12 protein-coding genes are annotated in these 18,838 nt (G+C 42.1%); 6 read left to right on the top strand and 6 right to left on the bottom strand.

Annotated elements, in window-relative coordinates; all coding sequences use genetic code 11:
- The 5 genes from hisS to MUP17_07710 form a co-directional block, all read right to left on the bottom strand.
- A partial coding sequence (hisS, locus tag MUP17_07730; GenBank protein MCJ7458866.1) for a histidine--tRNA ligase occupies window positions 1-984 on the bottom strand: 984 nt, incomplete at its 3' end.
- Between the two features lie 321 nt (window positions 985-1,305).
- Window positions 1,306-1,692: a VanZ family protein gene (locus MUP17_07725; protein ID MCJ7458865.1), complete on the bottom strand. Its 387-nt coding sequence runs from the start codon at window positions 1,690-1,692 to the stop codon at window positions 1,306-1,308.
- A 22-nt stretch (window positions 1,693-1,714) separates the two neighbouring features.
- On the bottom strand, window positions 1,715-3,253 hold the full coding sequence (locus tag MUP17_07720) for a bifunctional metallophosphatase/5'-nucleotidase (GenBank protein ID MCJ7458864.1): 1,539 nt from the start codon (window positions 3,251-3,253) through the stop codon (window positions 1,715-1,717).
- A gap of 400 nt (window positions 3,254-3,653) precedes the next feature.
- Window positions 3,654-4,016, bottom strand: a complete 363-nt coding sequence (locus tag MUP17_07715; protein ID MCJ7458863.1) for a GxxExxY protein — start codon at window positions 4,014-4,016, stop codon at window positions 3,654-3,656.
- A gap of 504 nt (window positions 4,017-4,520) precedes the next feature.
- Window positions 4,521-6,323: a sigma 54-interacting transcriptional regulator gene (locus MUP17_07710; GenBank protein ID MCJ7458862.1), complete on the bottom strand. Its 1,803-nt coding sequence runs from the start codon at window positions 6,321-6,323 to the stop codon at window positions 4,521-4,523.
- A gap of 659 nt (window positions 6,324-6,982) precedes the next feature.
- Between MUP17_07710 and MUP17_07705 the strand changes: the two genes are divergently transcribed.
- From MUP17_07705 to MUP17_07680, 6 genes are all read left to right on the top strand, one after another.
- Window positions 6,983-7,882, top strand: coding sequence for a hypothetical protein (locus MUP17_07705; GenBank protein MCJ7458861.1), 900 nt, complete (start codon window positions 6,983-6,985; stop codon window positions 7,880-7,882).
- A gap of 481 nt (window positions 7,883-8,363) precedes the next feature.
- A complete protein-coding gene (locus MUP17_07700; protein ID MCJ7458860.1) occupies window positions 8,364-9,053 on the top strand; it encodes a DUF4159 domain-containing protein in 690 nt (229 codons plus the stop codon).
- Window positions 9,054-9,096: 43 nt separating this feature from the next.
- Complete coding sequence (locus MUP17_07695; GenBank protein ID MCJ7458859.1) at window positions 9,097-10,962, top strand: SIR2 family protein; 1,866 nt, start codon at window positions 9,097-9,099, stop codon at window positions 10,960-10,962.
- Between the two features lie 260 nt (window positions 10,963-11,222).
- Complete coding sequence (locus tag MUP17_07690; GenBank protein MCJ7458858.1) at window positions 11,223-14,618, top strand: hypothetical protein; 3,396 nt, start codon at window positions 11,223-11,225, stop codon at window positions 14,616-14,618.
- Window positions 14,619-14,859: 241 nt separating this feature from the next.
- Window positions 14,860-16,644 carry a tetratricopeptide repeat protein gene (locus MUP17_07685; GenBank protein MCJ7458857.1) on the top strand — a complete coding sequence of 595 codons (1,785 nt, stop codon included), beginning with the start codon at window positions 14,860-14,862 and terminating at the stop codon, window positions 16,642-16,644.
- Between the two features lie 331 nt (window positions 16,645-16,975).
- A complete protein-coding gene (locus MUP17_07680; protein ID MCJ7458856.1) occupies window positions 16,976-17,947 on the top strand; it encodes an integrase core domain-containing protein in 972 nt (323 codons plus the stop codon).
- A 96-nt stretch (window positions 17,948-18,043) separates the two neighbouring features.
- Here the strand turns inward: MUP17_07680 and MUP17_07675 are convergent, their stop codons facing one another.
- Window positions 18,044-18,283 (bottom strand): hypothetical protein, encoded by a 240-nt coding sequence (locus MUP17_07675; GenBank protein MCJ7458855.1) that lies wholly within the window; start codon window positions 18,281-18,283, stop codon window positions 18,044-18,046.
- Between the last annotated feature and the right edge of the window lie 555 nt (window positions 18,284-18,838).

The raw sequence follows: 18,838 nt of genomic DNA, 5'->3' as shown, positions 1-18,838 counted from the left end.
ATCCAGCCTTTCATCCTCAGGCGGAAACTTCTTTTGCATCTCCAAAACCAAAAAGAGCCTCTCTATTCCTGCAGCAAAACCGATTGCAGGTGTCTCTTTGCCTCCCAATTCGGAAACTAAAAGGTCATATCTTCCGCCGCCGATCAAGGTATCCTGAGCACCCAGGGATTCAGATTTTATCTCGAAAGTGGTCCTGGTATAATAGTCCAGCCCTCTGACCAACCTGCCGTCCAGTATATATTCAATCCCCATCCGGTCCAAGTATTCCCTGACTTTCTTGAAGTGGTATTTACACTTTTCGTCAAGATAATCCAGAATCATCGGTGCATCCTTCAAAGCTTCGACACATTTTTCATTCTTGCAGTCGAAAATCCTTAAAGGATTGCGCAAAAGCCTTAACTGGCAATCCTGGCAGAACTTATCGATTTTATCCTTGACGAATTGATTAAAGGCATCCCGGTGAGCTGGTCGGCAGTCTTTACACCCGATGCTGTTCAGGTAAAGCTTGAGACCTTCTAATCCAAAAGCTTTATTTATCCTCACTCCCAATTCTATGACCTCAGCGTCAACCAGTGGGTCCAAAGAGCCGATAACTTCCACCCCGTATTGGTTGAACTCCCTTAACCTTCCCTTTTGTGGCCTTTCCTGCCTGAACATCTGGCCAAAATAGAAAAGCTTTACCAGAGGTGATCTCTCACCCAGGTTGTGCTCGATAAAAGCCCGGACGATGGAGGCAGTCCCTTCAGGCCTTAAAGTCAGACTCCTTTTCCCCTGGTCCTGAAAAGTATACATCTCCTTCTGCACGATATCCGTATCATCCCCTATGCTCCTTTTGAAAAGCTCGGTCTGCTCAAAAACTGGAGTTCTGATTTCTTTATAGTTGTAGAGCGACAAAACTCCCCGAATCTTCTCCTCTATGTATCTCCATTTCGGAGTATCCTCTGGCAATAAATCCTTTGTCCCCTGAAGAGCAGTATATTTCATCTTACTCCTTTTGAAAGCTCGAAAAATGATAATATCTCCTTCTTGCAAAGTCAACACAAAAAGACCCTTTTCGAATACCTCTTCTTACTGACTTTAGTCAGGTCTGCATGGTCATTCCGCCACCCTGCAGGGACAGAATATCGTTCTGTCCCTGGGCACTAAGCGTAGCGTCGGGTTTTATGCCCGACGAAAAGCTGGGCGTCATACATACGTCATTGCGAGGAGTCCGTAGGACGACGAAGCAATCCCTCCAACGGGAACAGATTGCTTCGTCCCGCCTTCAGCGGGACTCGCAATGACCCAAGGCGGGGGGATTCTCCCTCAACCAGGTTTAACTAATCTTTTCCTGTGATAAACCCAGAAGCATATCTGGATCAATGCCACACCCACAAAATCAGCCGTGAAATCTAAGACGTCGGCCTGTCTGCCCGGAATGAATTTCTGATGAAGCTCATCTAAAATTGCAAAAGATGCCCCGATTAAAAGTGAAATCAGCAGAACATTTTTCCTTAGAAAATCTTTCTGAGAATTGAGCAAAGTAAAAAATAAAAGAACTGAAAATATCCCGTACTCTACAAAATGGTAAAGCTTATCCTGATATTCAAAGCCTAATTGAGGGGGTGAGAGATCTGGGATAGAAGAGACAATTAAAATGAGAACAGCATAGGCGAAAGCTATCCAGGTATAAGGGATTTTTTTCTTTGACACCGTTTTCTCTTCTATTGAGCTTTTATCGGACAGCTTGTTCTCCAACCTTTGCCTCGACCTTTTTCAACTCAGTCATCCTTCCCTCAACTCTGGAATCTATGACTCCTTTTTTCCTGACTTCTTTAATAAAGACCTCTCTGTCTAAATCCGGCAGTACCTTATATTTTATATTCTGCTGGGGGATTCCCAAAAAGTCCTTAGACTGCGCCAGGATGTAATCATTTATCACCGCTTTATATTTCTTATACGGCATTATCTTCTCGTTATTGACCCTGACATCAATTACCCTCTCGCCATACGGTCTTTCTGGCGCATAACTATATTTTACACCTGAGACCTGAAGTAAATCGATATCTTTTCTGCAATTTTTCTCAAGGACGTTAAGTAACTCCTCACCAGTTAACTCAATTAAAACCAGACGATCGGAGAAAGGCGCTATTTCCCAGATATTCCGAACCGTAACTGACCCTGCTCTCAGATTTTTTCTTATGCCGCCGGAATTGGTAAAAGCCACGTCCGCCTTGGCATAACTTCTCATCGCATCCGTTAAGAAATCACCGATGTTCGACTCACCCTCATCATTTCTTATCCACGGAGTTTCAAGCTCGCCTATTTTTTCGTCTAAATTTATGTTCAGATTCTTCTCTAACTCCCCAATTTTATTTTTCACTAGAGTATCTGGCTGTACCTGGTCCACAAATGTCTCCACCAGGTTATTCTGATAGCTCAAGACCTTTCCTTTAGAATCTAAGAAAAGGTCTAATTTGCCTATATATTTTCCATTCGAACCAGCCTGGCAGATTAAGGTATTGCCTATTCTTATCGGCTTGAATATAGTAGTATGGCTGTGCCCGCCGATTATCAATTCCAATCCTTTAACTTTTTTGGCTATGCTTTTATCCTTTTGAACTCCCATATGGCTGACCAGAATCTGAATATCAGTTTTATCGTTTAATTCATTCATATAGTAACTTAAAGTGCTCTCCGCATCCACGACCTGAAGTTTTCCTCCTTCTTTGAGCATCTTTTGAAGGCTTTCAGTAATGAGTCCGATAAACGCGACCCTGACCTTGCCACTATTGATGATGACGTACGGTCGCACCAACGGCTTTTTTTCCTCTTTGTCGATGAGATTTGCACATATAACTGGAAAATCCGCTACCTCTAAATCCTTTTTGAGATTATCCACTCCGTAATCGAACTCGTGATTTCCTAATTCAAACACACTTGGGTGTATGAGGTTCAAAATCTCAATCTGAGCTTTCCCTGAGGTTAAAGAGGAAAGCGGGTCACCGGTGAACTCATCCCCGGCACAAACCAAAATGGCATACATATCCTCGAATCCCAGAGAATCAAGGTACCCTGCAAAATTAGCACTGCCGGAGACCAGAGGGGCTCCCTCTTTCTCAGTTGAGGGACAAGGATAGACAGAGGCGTGGAAATCGTTCCAGTAGAGTATCGTGAGTTTGAACCTTTTGCTCTGCTGGTATAAAATAAAAAGGGCAAAGATCACCATCGCCAAAATCGCCAGCCAGATTCTTTTTCTGTTTTTCCTGGACATATTATTCAGAACCACAGGATAAGATAATTTTTCATTTAGTCAACAGAAAAGTATCCCCTTTGCTTTAATAGAGGGAAAGGGTGAGGTCAGATGCGTAGCGTCGGGCTTTATGCCCGACATTCATGTGTCTATAGCCGCATGTCCATACGTCTCTACATCTTTTGGTAAGCTGAAAGGGGCGCTAGGAACTTCCATGCCGCTGAAAATTTATAGTTTTTCGTCAAATGCCAAAAAAAAGAGTCCCCCTTTTGGGGGGACTCTTTGGGCGCAAAAAACCTAAAGGCTTTTATTTCTTTTTTCCCTTTTTAGCCTTTGCTTTTTTCTTTGCGGGCATCCTCTACTTCACCTCCTTTTAGATATAGGGTGAAAAGTTGGCATGTTTGAAATTTGCGCCAACCATTTATCTGTGAACATTTTTTACCTCCAAACTCTCCTTGCCGAAATTTATGACCATCCCTAAGGGAAGCTTAGTGGTTTTCAAAAAACTTTTCATTTTAGTTTCATCTGATTCATTCACTGGTTCACCAGCTTTTATCATTACTATAATGCTGTTTTTCACCACGAATTCTAAATCGTATTCTCCAGCCACGCTTCCTTTATAGGAAAGCTTGATATTTTTCTTTCTCTCGTACTCGATCTTCCTGAGATCAAACTCATAGGCTAAAGCTTGGCTATAGGCTGATTCCTGGAACCCTAACCCCATGTTTTTATGGACTTCCAGAGCTGCCTCCAGTATCTGTTCTTGAAGCTCTTTTAAAGACATTTCCTTTTCTGTTTTGCTTAATTTGTCGCTCACTGTAATACCTTATTAATAAATAAGTTGCAATTAACGTGCCATCTTTTGTCCAGAGACTAAGTCATTGCAATTAAATAAGTTAGAAATCTATCCATTTTAGAATTCTTGATTTTATGCAACTAAACTGTTACATTCCATTAAGACATTGGTGTTAAAAAGACTATAACTATGCTGTTTTGAAGGATGTAACAGTAATGTTGCAAAATAACCATAATGTTGCAGAAAAGCAATCGAATATAAATTGGAGGAAATTTGGAGTATAAACCTTTAGGTTTATCGGCGGGGACACCCTCAAACTCGTTTGAGGATGGACGAGCGTTGGACTACAATATGTACCGGGGTGAGACCAGATTAATGTGGTATAAATGTTTCTGTCGGGTCCCCTGACCCGACAAATATATCAAGTTAGTCTTGGAGTATAAACCTTTAGGTTTATCGGTAAAGCTGAAGCTTTACACTCCAAAGAAAAGATTACTTATATTTCTTCAAAAGCCTTTGTAGTTCCACCCGGTGCATCCCGGCTTCTTTAGCTGCCCTGGAGACGTTGTTTTTATTTTTCAAAAGAAGATTTTCCAGGAATTTTTTTTCGACCTCTTCCACTACCTTATTTCTCAAGGATTTTAGCTCTGAATAATTCTGGGCAATTACAATTTCGGAATCGTTTCCTGAACTATCGAAGATATTTTTGGGGAAATCCTCTCTGGTAATCCATTCCCCTTTAGCCAGGATAACTGCTCGCTCGATGATGTTCTCTAATTCCCTGATATTTCCGGGAAATTTATAGCGGGAGAGAAAATTCAAAGCCTCAACCTCAATCCCCTTGATCTGCTTATCAGATTTTTTAGAAAATTTTCGGGCAAAGCTTTCCGCCAGAGGAGCGATATCCAGCTTCCTTTCCCTTAAAGTAGGAAGTCTGAGATTTATCACGTTTATCCGGTAATAAAGGTCTTCCCTGAATTTGTTTTCTTTGACCTGGGCTAAAAGGTCCTTATTGGTAGCGGCGATTATCCTCACGTCTGACTTCTTAACTTTATTGGACCCTAAAGGCTCAAATTCGTGTGACTGCAAAAAGCGTAAGATTTTGACCTGGAGCAGAGGGCTCATCTCTCCGATCTCATCTAAAAAGATCGTCCCGCCATTGGCGACTTCGAATTTCCCTAACTTTTTCTGAGTGGCACCGGTGAAGGCACCTTTCTCATACCCGAAAAGCTCAGATTCCAGCAAGGTTTCCGGGATTGCCGCACAGTTGATCGGCACAAAAGGCTTTCTGGAGCGACTGGAGTTGAAATGGATCGCCCGGGCCAGAAGCTCTTTTCCAGTCCCGCTTTCGCCTTCGATCAGAACGGTCGCCTCTGTGTCAGCTATATCTGCCACGGTTTTCAGGATTTCGACCATCTGCGGACTGTTCCCCAATATTTCGTCGAACTTGAACTTTCCCCGTAAGTCAGCCAGTAACTTTTCCTCGGACTCCTTTAGCTCCATGAAAAGAAGGTTATTCTCTAAAGCCACTGAGACTCTTTCAGCTAAGGAGTTCAAAAGCTCTATATCACCGGTGGTGAAGGATTCTCCTTCGCGAGTATCCTCTAAGTAGATCACCCCTAATACACTCTCTTTGGACTTAAAAGGAACGCAGAGGACAGATTTTGTCCCCTTGCCCCAATCCTCTTTCTCTTCTGCCTCTTTATAGATCAGTTGCTGGATCAGTACATTGTTACCTGTGGAGAGAACATCCTCTATCACCCCGGATTTGATCTCCTCTTCAGTCTCTTCCAGGACCTTCTTTTGTTTATCTTTAGCCAGCCTTAATTTCAGATTTTTATTCTCGTCATAGACTTCTAAGAATCCTTTTTCTGCGGAGAAAATATCGATGACCGAGTCCAGAACCGTTTCTAAAAGCAGGTTGATGTCCCTTTCCGCGTAGATTATGGTGGAAAGCTCGTACAGGATCCGGTAAATCCTTCTTTCGTTCTCCTTCTCCTCATATTCTTTTTTGAGCTTTTGATATTCCTGTCCTATTTTAGCAAGCCCTTCTTCTAAAGAATTTTCCAGGGATAGAATCTTCTTATCCAGTTCATCGATTCCCTGGGTTATCTTTTCAAAGGAGGAGGAGAGTTTCGAAGGAGAAAGATTGGATAGTTCGGAAAGATCACCGCTGATTGAATTCAAACCGCGATACAAAAGCTTAATCCCCTTGCTCCCTGAGTTAGCCAGGATTTTGAGATTTTCCTCTAAACTGTCTAATCTGGATTCTTCTTTTCTCCTCACATTTTCCATATTATCCTTTAGGATTTTTATTGTCAACAAAAAAATGGTTTTCGTTCTTGCGACGGGTGGCACCCTCAAACTGGTTTGAGGGTGTGCTTGCCTATAAATCCGGAAGGTGACGAATTACAATCGCAGTAGGACAGGCATTTCGTTCTTGCGGGAATTGGAATTACCGCAAGAGTGGACTTGTAGTTGCCCAATTCATTGGGCATTATTTTAATCCATAAATCCCCACCTTGCCCACAAAGTGGGGATCTGACCGTGGAATCAAAACAACGACCTCACCTCTGTCTCCTCTCCTAAAAGGAGAGGAGAACTATTTCAAAACCACTTTGGTGGCGTTATCTCATCTTAACCTGTATTCCCCCTGGTCCACAAGGTGAGGTTAGGTTTGTAGAAACGCATCGCATGCATCTCTGCGCTCATGGCTTCAATGTGTTTGACAATGGAAGATCGCGTAGGGGCGGAGTTCAACTCCGCCCTGAGCCTGTAGTTACCCAATTCATTGGGCATTATTCTGCTCGAGGAATCGAACAACTACAAATCCCCGTTTTCAAGGAAATGCAGAGACAATACATCGTCCTGTCCTTATTATTTTTTGTTTTTCTATTTCCGTCTGGCCAATTAACGTATTAAATTTATGTAGCCCTGAAACTGGAGTTGTCTGCATGCAGAAAACCTTAATCAATCAGCACAAAAGAGAAGACGTTTTCAGGTGCGCTCACCAGTCGCATTTCAAATTCGAGAAGAACGTCTCAGTCCACCACGTCCTCCAGGAGAAAAAATGTTTCCCTCAGGGGTGTGTTTATTTCCAGTGGAAGTGCACCCTTCTGAACAAAGGTACTGGCTGCCCCAAAAAATATAAACATGTCGGGAAGAGCTGTTTTTCCTGCAAATATTATTTTGAGGAAAAGCTCAACTACCAGCCAGAGGTCTTGCTTTCAGAAACCGAATTCAAAACCTTCCAGAGGGAATTAGAGGATTATGAACATTGGCTGGCTGGACTCCTGGGGAAAATGGTTGATCTGGGGGGAGTGGTAAATTCCATTGTGCCTCACTTTAGAAAAAATATCCTGTATAAAAAAGAGCAAATGAGCTTCCTGGGATTCCTGCTCAGTTTCAGAGAAGGATACATCGATAGAGTTTTCTTCCAGGACTATTTCTACTTGAACATCCCTGCAAAAATATATAGAGATTACCATCTCTTCCCTGGTGACAAAATTGATTTCCGGGCAAAACTAAAAACCGATCGCGGCAGAATTGTCTTTCACAGTCCAAAGGAAATTGAGATTACGCGCAATGAATCTGTGGAAACTTCCTCAAACTCATTCAGGTGGGATCCGGGAGAAGCTTTAGTCGCCAGTAAAACCGGAACCGAGTTTGACGTCCAGCCGGAAAAGTGTTTTGCCTGCGATAAAGGAATTTTGCTGGATATAAGTGAAGAGGACGCCAAGATGAAAAGAAACTACCGCCATCTCTTCTGCCTGCAGGGAATAGAAAATCCGGAAAATTGCATTTATGATTTGAGAAAAAAGCTGAAGTGTCCCGATTCTGCGGAACCAGAATGAAACGGTAGCCCCGCCTTGCCCTCTCCGATTTTGGATCCGTTGGAAAGGCGGGATTCTTATGTAGGGGCGAGGTAATCTCGCCCTTCCGTAGCGCGACCCTTTTAGGGTCGCTTGAAGTGTGGGGACAGAACACTGTTCTGTCCCCGAAAAAACTAGGTGGGTCAGACATCTTGTCTGACCATGAGGAACAGGCAGGATGCCTGTTCTACCATTAGGTAGCTTTGTCTGCAAGGTTAACGCGTAGGGGCGGAGTTTATCTCCGCCCTGTAAACTCCAGACAAGATAATTATTGACTTTTATATTGAATCGGATAGATTTTAGCTGAAAACCCGCTCCCTGAGGGATGTTATCATCCCGAAGAAAAAAAACGGGGATGTGAACATCCCTTTAGAGCTAAAAATAGGATATAAGGAGACTTTCCGTGTCCTCAAGAATTTTCAAAATCTTAGTATTTCTATTTTCCATGGTCCTCTTATTTTTCATGGATAAATCCCTCCTTCATGCTCAAATGATACGGATACCTACTGTGTCTGCACCTCAGGTAAAAAAAGACCCTAACGCCTTCACCATCGCTCGTTTAAAATATGAAGGGGGTGGTGATTGGTACTGGGGCTCCTCTGCTATCCCTAATATACTCAAGTTCCTGAAAGAGAATACCAATATCCCGGTGGACCAGAATGAAGTCAGAGTGAGTATTATGGACAAGGAGCTTTTCAATTATCCTTTTCTATTTTTAACCGGACATGGCAACATAAAATTTTCTGATGAGGAGGTGGAGAGGTTAAGGATTTATCTTACTCACGGTGGCTTTTTATTCGCCAACGATTCCTATGGTCTGGACAAAGCTTTCAGAAGAGAGATGAAAAAGGTCTTTCCGAACAACGAATTGGTCGAGTTGCCGTTCAATCACGGGATTTATCATTCTTATTATGATTTTCCCAACGGACTCCCCAAAATCCACAAACACGAAGGAAAACCTGCCCAGGGATTCGGGATATTTTATTCCGTAAACGGATCCGTAGGAGAGAATAGATTAGTAGTTTTTTACGTTTACGAATCCGACATCGGCGACGGCTGGGAAGATCCTCAGGTCCACAACGACCCCCCGGAAAAACGCGAAGCCGCCCTGAAAATGGGGGTGAATATTATAACCCGGGTGCTGGAGAATTAGAAGAGTTGGATGAGATTGTGCTAAATAAAGAGGAGTATTAGAAATGGCTGAAGAACAAAAAGGAATATCCTCAGAAGTAGTTTTCTTTCTGGGTGCGGGAGCCTCAGTGTACGCAGGTGTCCCGCACACATATGCATTCGTAGAAGAATTCAAGAATTCTCCTTTGTTAGATGAATATGATAAGAAGACGGTAGAGTTTATCGAGACCAGACTTCTCCAATGGAAAAAAGAAAGAGGTGAATATCCAAGAATTGATATTGAATTACTAATGGAGACGTTGGATAAACTAGGAAGGAAAGATGACGAAGCGATTTTACAATTCTTTGAACTGAAAAAGTATTTATTAGAAGATTACTCAAGTAAAATACCTCTTTTGGATAAAATAAAGACTTTTGTGAAACAAAGAACAGTAGTTCAAGAAGACAAAGTTAAATATCTGGAACCTCTCCTTGGTTTCATTGAAGAATATCATCCGTTAGACATCTTCTCGGTAAACTATGACATATGTATTGAACAGTTTTGCAATGTTTATAAGAAGAGTTATCGAGATGGATTTGAAGCTGAGTGGAATCCATCCGTTTTTTCTGCTTCAAATATAGATATTCGCCTTTATAAACTGCATGGTTCAATTACCTGGTATAAGACTAGTAGTGGTGGATTTGTCAAATCAGTCATTAAGAGCGATAATGAAAAAATAGAGTTATTAACAGGTGAGAAAGCAGAATCTTTAATGCTATACCCTATGCGTAAATGGGAATACGCTGAACCTTTATTAGAAAACTTACTTACATTAAAAAATAAGCTCCAATCAGAAAATTGCAAATATGTTGTCGTGGTAGGATATTCTTTTAGAGACGATTATATTCGAGATATCTTTTGGGATGCTGCAAGAAAAAATAAAGAATTAATATTGATTCTTGTAGACCCAAATGCATTTCAACGATATTCTGAGAGACTTGAATACTATAGCATACCTGATAAGATACCTTCGTCATTAAAAGGAAAAGTCATACCTCTTCCATTTAAATTTGAGTTGGCATTTCCGGACCTAAAAGCAGAATATCTAACTAATTTAAAAAAGGGGGTCAATTATTTAAAACAAGCTAAGACGAAGGAATTGATTGGCGATGTACCACCAAATTGGGTTGATTGTCTTCAACCATTAGCAAATTGTCAATATTTAGACAAGTTAGATGAGTTAATTAATGACAAGATAGGTTTTGTAAAAGTATCGAAGGAGACCGATGGCATTATCCAAAGATTGACCGATGTACAGCTATTCAATTACGGAATCAAAGACAATATTTTGTTGAATCAAGAAATACATTTTAGACGCGCTCTTGCTCTTTACATCAACGATAGAAAAGCAGAGGGTTATCAGGCCTTTCTGTATCTGGCTGCTAATGTTTACTTGATTCTCTATATGAAACTATCAGTCGAGGTTATGCGTAACCGAATTGAGCTAAGACCGAATACAAGTACTAGCGGGGGTTATCATCCTGCTAAAAACTTATATGAGTTGTACTACAATTTCATCATCTACCAATTTTCATCTGACTCTAACCTCTTTCCAAAAGGCGTAACAGCGGATAAGTTCTTCAGAATGAAAAAGTATTTCCCCCTTTATGAAAAGATAAGCAGCTTGATAGACTTCGTGAGCCGAATAAGCTATTATCTATCAGATTGGAGAGATAATACAGTAGATTTTGTTAAATATATTGAACTACGGAAAGACAATCATCCTGAAGAAACTGAGAAAATAGCTCTCCTTTATCCCCAAATTGCAAATGTATTTGAGCAGCAAAATCCTGAACACACAGTAATAACTCAGATGAAAGAATCAGTGTTGAAGATTGAAAGAAAAATCATCAAGGATATTCTTGAAAAATTTGTACCTAAGTTCGATTGACGATATGTAAAACGGAGTGCCAGAATTCCCGCCTTGAGGGGTAGGCTGGAACCATCAATTTGAAAATTAAGCCAGTTCTGATTACGTATTATAAATAGCAGTCGATATTTTGTAGTTCTGTCAGGTCCTAGACCTGACGGTGAGTCTTTGCGTCAGATGTAATCAGATGTAGCGTCCTCACTCTGTGAGGACGTATATACGTTGCCACAGGAGTGGCAACGCTACAACTCCCATCAAGGGAGGGGAATAGAAAAAATAAGATGAAACCTTCAAGCTACTTTAACCTCATCACCCGCCTCAACTCCTTGAGGTCGTATCACACCCAGACACGGATGTTTTATGGTTCTCTGATTATTTTATCTGTCATCTTCGCCTATCTTTTATTAAGTTTCATTCTATCTTACCTGAGTGGATTCATCCTTCCAGTTTTCATCAGGGTAGCTCTTCTGGGAATTTTCCTTTTAGCCTTATCCATCGCCTTGTCATACTATTTGCTCAGACCTCTTTTCTATAAGCCCACTTTAGAAGATTTGGCAGTAAGAATCGAGGGAAAATTCCCCCAGTTGAACAACAGATTAATCGGGGCTTTACAGCTTTACCGGAATTTGGAGAGAAATCCAGAAGGTTATTCTGTCCAGATGATTGAAGCAATCATCGAGCAGGCAGACACAGTTGCCGGGGAGATGAATTTCAAATCTGTAGTGGATAAAAGACCCCTGCGCAAAACCTTACAGGTAAGCTCTGCTCTATTGGGATTGGTTTTGATCTTTACTTTTCTTTTCCCGGGACATTTCAACCGCTCTTTATATCTTTTCTCCCATCCATTGACCTCTGTGCAAGCACCTCAGAGATTTTTCTTCTCCATTTCTCCGGGTAATGCCGAGGTAGTGAAATATTCAAACGTGAAAATTGAAATAACCGCAGAAGGGCAAAAACCTTCCAAGATTAGTTTTTACTGGAGAGATGGAGAAGGTGCGTGGAATGAGGAGAGGTTGGAAAAACTGGACCAGGGCGGAGCAAAGGGTCAACTCCAGGATACTGTCGGTACAAGTAAAGAATATGACTTCGAATATCTTTTCAAACAGGCAAAAAGGGACATCGATTATTATGCCCAAGCCGAAGGGATAAAAAGCGAACAATACAAGCTGAAAGTCACAGATAAGCCCAGGATAATCAATCTGAAGCTAACTTTGAACTATCCGAAATACACCCAGTTGAAACCTTTAGTCCTGGACCAGAATGATGGAAATATCGAGGCTTTAGCCGGAACAAAAGTAAAAATCGAAGCATCTGCCAATAAAGAGCTTTCCAGAGGAAATCTGGTTTTCTCCGACTCAAGTAAAACGGAGATGAAAATCGACGGAAAAAAAGCCACTGGAGAGATTTTAGTAAGAAAGGATGATACCTATCATCTTGAAGTTGAGGATAAATCCGGCAATAAAAATCCAGACCCGATCGAATACAAGATAACTAAAAAAGATGACCTTTCTCCTCAGGTGGAGATAATCCAGCCGGGCGAAGACCGCGATTTGACTGAAAATATGCAGCTTCCTTTACTAATCCACGGCTCAGATGATTTCGGGTTCACTGGTTTGAGGCTGGTCTATCAGATCTCTTCAAAAGGTGAGCAGACCAAAAATTTGAAACTCCCCTTTGAGGAAAAGCTCGAAGGAGAGCTTAGCTCGGACTATCTCTGGGACCTATCCAACCTAGGCCTTATGCCCGGGGACAACGTGAAATATTGGGTCGAAATCTATGATAATGACAATTTCTCCGGACCAAAAAAAGGTGTAAGCCAGAGTTATAATCTCCGACATCCGACTTTAGCTGAGATAGTCGGAGAAATCGAGCAGGGAAGCGAAAACCAGTTATCCGATCTGCAGAAAAAATTAGCCGAACAAAAGGAGCTTCAGAAAAAATTAGAACAGCTCTCCAAAGATCTCTTGACGGAAAGCACCAATCCGCAGGGAAAAGGGTCAAAACTGTCCTGGGAGAAAAAAAATGAGCTGGAGAACCTTCTGCAGAAGCAAAAGGATTTAGCGGAAAGCCTGAAGAAATTGGGTGAAGAGGCAGGTAAAACCGCAGACAAAATCGAGCAGAACAATTTAGCCTCTTTGGAGATGCTGGAGAAAATAGCAGAGTTGAAAAAACTCTTTGAGGAGGTAGCACCGCCTGAACTTAAAGAGGCGATGAGAAAACTGCAGGAGGCTTTGGAATCACTGGATAAGGACAAGATAAAGGAGGCGCTCCAGAACCTGAATTTATCCACTGAGGAGCTTTTAAAAAGGCTGGATCGGACTATCGCCATGCTTAAACAGATGAGGATAGAACAGAGAATGGAGGATCTGGTCAAACTGACAGAAAGACTTACCAGGGATCAGGAAAACCTGAATAAGGAGATAGAAGAAGCCAAAAAGGAAGAGTTAAGCTCCCTTAAAGAAAAACAGGATGATTTGAAAAAGGGAACTGAAGGCCTGGAGAAAAAATTACAAGAGTTAAACGAGCTGATGAAGGAAACTCCGCTTCTTTCTTCTGAGGACATGGATACCCTAATGAATTCTGTGGAAAAATCCGGAGTCAAAAACGATATGGAGAAGACCAGCCAGAGCCTGCAGCAGGGACAAAAAAGTGAAAGCTTAAAATCAGGGAAAACCTGTTCTAACAAGCTAAGTAACCTGAGCCTGAAGTTCCAATCCATGCTTCAGAAGATGAAGCAGGGAGATAAAGAACAGATACTGGCAGATATGCGGAAATCGCTGCAGGATATCCTTTATCTTTCAGATTCCCAGGAAAGTCTATTTGAAGATACGAAAACCTTCCAGCCCAGAGAGACTGGCTTAGCAAACTTAGCCGCCCAAGAACAGAAATTAATGGAGGGATTAAACCAGGTTGGAAGCGACTTAAAAGAGCTTGCCAAAAAGACTTTTTATATAAATCCGGACTTAGGTGAGAAGCTGTCCCTGGCTTCAGTTAATATGCTCCAGGCGATCGGGAGATTGGAAGAGCTGGATGGTAACCGGTCTTTAAATTACCAGTTCGAATCTCTTTTCAATCTGAACCAGGCTGCTAAATCTCTTTTGGAGGGGGTGGAGAATGCCCGGAAATCGTGTTCTAATCCAGATGCCTTTGCGCAACTTCAGGGAATGTGCCAGAAGCAGGGAACCATAAACGACCAGAGCGTAGAGCTTTCAGAGCTGGGGATGTATACCATGGAACAGCAAGCCGGATTAGCCCGTTTAGCCGCGGAGCAGCAGGCATTGAAAGAAAATCTGGAGCGGCTTAACCAGGAATCTAGTAACCGTTCCCAGATCCTGGGAAGCCTGGACGACATCGCCCAAGATATGCAGAAGGTAGTTGAAGACCTGGAAAGAATGAAAGTGGACCAGAAAACCATAGACAGGCAAAAACAAATTCTATCCCGGCTTCTGGATTCAGAAAAATCATTAGTCAAAAGGGATTATTCTGAGAAAAGAAAAGCTGAAACAGGCGAGGATATCACAAGAAAGTCCCCGTTTCAGCTCCCGGCGAATATCGGAGCCTTGGACCAGAAGGAAAGAGAAAGAGCCCAGAGGCTTTCAACTGAGACCTATCCCAAGGAGTATGAAGAGGCGATAAAGGAATATTTTAAAGCCCTTTCCGAGCCGGAGAAAAAGTAGTCGCTCGATTCATCGAGCCAGAAGGGGCGTATTGCAATACGCCTCAAGCCTGTAGCCTGTAGGGGCGTTCAATTGAACGCCCCTACTAAACCAGTCTGTAGTTGCTCGATTCATCGAGCAGGGTCGCCCAATAAATTGGGCAACTACAACTCGTCCCTGTTCCGGAAGTTAATGATAAAACAGCGGACAGCCACAAGGGCTGTCCCTACATTGATCTAAAAGCATTTTTGCGATGAAACTTATGTTGAAAAAAATTCTTCTTACTTTTTTTTGTGTGGCTTTATTTTTTTCCTTCTCCTATTCCCAGAACCAGGGGTCATTCAACCGGGATTTAGATTTGGCTCAGGCTCTGGTCACCGCTGGCAGGTCTTCTGAAGCTGTGCCCATACTGGAGAAGTTGAAAAATATCTCCCCGGACAATAGGCAGGTCTTTTTCTTTTTGTCCAGAGCTTATCTTGACACCAAATCTTATCCCAAGCTTGAAGATCATCTCAAAACCTGGCTCAAGAAACATCCTGACGAATGGGCAACCTGGGCTATGTTAGGTGATCTTTATCTTAAAATCGGCGAAAAATCCAAAGCTAAGGAGTCCTTTAAACAGACATTAAAGGTAACCAAGGATACTCTGGAAGCTTATCATCTGATAGCCGCCACCTATCTGGCAAACAAAGAGATGGAAAAGGGAATCGAAACTTATAAACAGGGGATCAAAAAACTGGGGAACCCGCCTGTCCTGTTAAGGGACCTGGCAGGCATATATGAAGCCGCAGGAGATTATGCCTCAAGTCTGGAATATTATTTTGCCTGGGCAAAAGCTGATACCACTGTATCTCAGGAGGTAGAGCGGAAAATCATGCAGTTGATCGAATCAGGCGAAAGAACTGAGCAGGTCGAAAATGGGTTAAAAAGATTGATCCAGCTTGAGCCTAAGAAAAGTTTAGGTTATAAACTTTATGGCGACCTCATGCTGAAAAAGGGAGATCTGAACCAGGCTTTTGAGCTTTTCAAGACCGCAGACCAGCTTTCCCATTCTCAGGGGGAAAACCTGCTTCTTTTTGCCCGTACCTGTCTAAAGAGAAAATCCTATGAGCTTTCCCTGAGGGCAAGCCAGTACCTGGAGGGCACCTGTCAGAGCGCGGAATGTTCGATCGAGGCACGACTGCTCTCTGCCTCCTCCTTTGCAGGGCTTGAGAAATATACTGATGCCCTTTCAACTTACCAGAAATTGGCTCAGGATTTCCCTATCAAAGAAGTCCAGGCTCAAGCCTATTTCCAGATGGGGAATATCTACCTGGATAACCTGAAAAAGAAAGACCAGGCGATTTTGTGGTACGGAAAAATCCTTCCCCTGAAAGAGACTACTCTTTATCCGGGCACATTGATTAAATTAGGAGAGATTTATCTTTTAAAAGACCAGTTGGATAGCGCGCTTACCCATTACGAAAAAAACCTGAAGGACCCTCTATCCCAGCCGGTTTACGAGGAGCTTTCTTTCTGCCTGGCAGACGTATATTTCTATAAAGGGGATTTAGAGCAGTCTGCAGAATCGTACCAGAAGATAATAAATGATTTTCCCAAAGGGATGTTCGTGAACAATAGCCTGGAACGGTTAAACTTTATAAAAGATAACCTGGAGATGAACCGTCCCTTTTTGAAGGATTTCTCCAGGGCTCTGTTGCTTGAATATCAGGAGAATTTTAGTGAAGCAGAAAAATTATTCGAGAAGATCGCTCAGGCTAAGGTTTCAACATTGTCTGATGCTGCATTGATGGAGAAATCTTCTCTTTTACGAAAGAAAAGAGATTTCAAATCCTCCATCTTGGAATACCAATCCTTAAATGACAAATTCCCTCAAAGCCCCTATCTTCCACTGGCACTAAAATCTATTGGGGAGATTTACATGCAGGATTTGAAGGAAAACCAGAAAGCCAAAGAGACCTTTGAGCTTTTCTTAAAAAAATTCCCCACCTCCTTGTATGTACAGGAGGTCAGGGAAAAATTAAAAGCGCTAAGCGGCGGAGCTTAAGAGACCCCTGAAGGAGTGATCTCAGGAGAGCAACCCTTCAGTGTATTATCAAGTAGCATAGGTTACAGATCAATCAACTGACACAGGTAACAGTTTTGATTAGTTTTGAATCGTGATAGACCTCCAAAAGGTTTCTTTTTTGCTCTATTTTCACTAGTTTGCCAACCAGGATTTGGGGGTGCATACTTTAGGCTGAGGCCTGAAGCCTACGCTACGCGACTTTTTCAGGGAATATCCTTTATCGCGGGGCTGGTCCGCCAGAGTGTAGTTTTTCACTATTTCGGTAACGGTTTTTCAGTTATAGTAGTAATTGGGAAAGGAGACCGTTACCATGACAAAGTCTATCAGATTAGGACTGACGTCCAAATGGTTATCGGTAGTACAGGAGTATGAGCGAGTAAGGCAGAAGAGGTCGGAGAATTTCAATACAGTAGAGGAGATCTGTAAGGCATACAGAGTTCATCGCAAAAACATCCGGAAGTATTATGAGCGATGGATCAAATCTGGTAAGAAAGTGGATGCGCTTTTACCTCAGAAGAGAGGACCTAAGCTGGGGCAATTAAAGATCCTTTCAAAGGAAGAAGAAAGGACAATAGTCAAGATTCAACGTCGTTTACAGGCGAGTGGATTTGAGATATTTCATCTTATAAAGGGCAATGATAATTTCAAGGTACATCCATCAGTATTGACGATCTACCGTACCTTTAAGCGTTATCCCTTAAATAAGAAGCGTAAGGAGAAGATAAAAAGGTATGAGAAGAGGTATCCGGGCGAGCTTGCACATGCGGATACCTATAATTTATCGATAACCCTGTTTATTGAGAGGGCTAAGTATCATCTATTAGGTCTCTTGGATGACTGCACCAGGCTTTGTTATGTCGAGCTGATAAGAGATCTGCGGAGTGCCACAGCAACCAAGGCGTTTTTCAATGGGTGTAAGTGGTTTGCGATGCATGGATTTAAGATAGAGGAGGTCATGACAGATAACGGTTCTGAGTTTACTGCCTATACCAGCAGTAGAGCAAAGAAGACCCATTTTTTTGAGACCATGCTTGGGATTTTTGACATCAGGTATAGATATACCTTACCCTATCGTCCGCAGCCCAATGGTAAGATTGAGAGGTTCTGGAGGATATTATCTGATGAGTGCATAAGGCTTCAAACCAAATCACTATCTAAGGAGGATTTTGTAGCTGAGTTAGAAGGCTTTATGTATCGCTATAATTATCAAAGAAGACATGGAGGATTAGGTTATATCACACCGCTTGACAAATTAAAATCTGTTACCGAAATTATGAGGTAGTCCACTCAGGCGGACGTCTACGAGGGTGTAAAGTATCAAATCCCCATAGGTCGGGCACCTTGCCCGACCTTTTCGTTTGACTTTTTCAGGTTTTAATTAGTAAATCTTAACTTTTTCCTTCAGGGCTTTCACTTCCTCTTCCAGCTTTTTTATCTTATCGATGTACCCTTCTATCTGCTTCATCTTCATCTTGGTGCTGGTCCTCACCAGAAGACCCAAGGAGACCAGCATAAAGAAAACCGAGTTTATCCTCCTGAAGATTTCACCGAAGGTAAAAAGGCTGTCTAAAAAAGCTATTATCCCCAAGAAAAAAAGAACAGCACACCAGACTAGCATAACCTTTCCTTGACTTTTAAGGTTTAGTTCGTATTTTATTAGTCGACTCTTTTTTTTATATCTTTAGGAGGTCTCTAAAAAGAGTGGCAAAATAACCGTAATTAGTAGATAGATTCCATCCCCTTTAAGGGAGAGGAATAGGGTGAGGGTCACCCTCCCTTTATCCCTCCCTCGAGGGAGGGATAAATAAAAGTAACTCTCGTGGAAGAGGTTTCCAGTCTTTCAGCAGTAGTTGCTCGATTTATCGAGCTTGGATGCTCAATGAATTGAGCAACTACACAGAAATGTAGCCAAAAAACGCCCAATAAATTAGACAACTACAATGAATCCTGTAGTCGCTTGATTTATCAAGTCCAAATGGACCCAACAAATTGGGCAACTACATATTTTTTCGGAGGTAAAATGAGTTCAGGTATCATCCGCTGGTATAAGAAAGACCCGATAAATGTCTGGTTATCGGCATTGGTGTTTTTATTTGTTTTCTTGGTTTACCTTTACTGTATGGCACCCACTGTTTCTTTCTGGGATTGTGGAGAGTTCATTGCCTGCTCTTAT

The organism is Candidatus Zixiibacteriota bacterium (genome assembly GCA_022865345.1).
GTDB lineage: Bacteria > Zixibacteria > MSB-5A5 > MSB-5A5 > RBG-16-43-9 > RBG-16-43-9.
The sequence above is the reverse complement of the archived record's forward strand: the minus strand, read 5'-3'. Positions and strand labels throughout refer to the sequence as shown.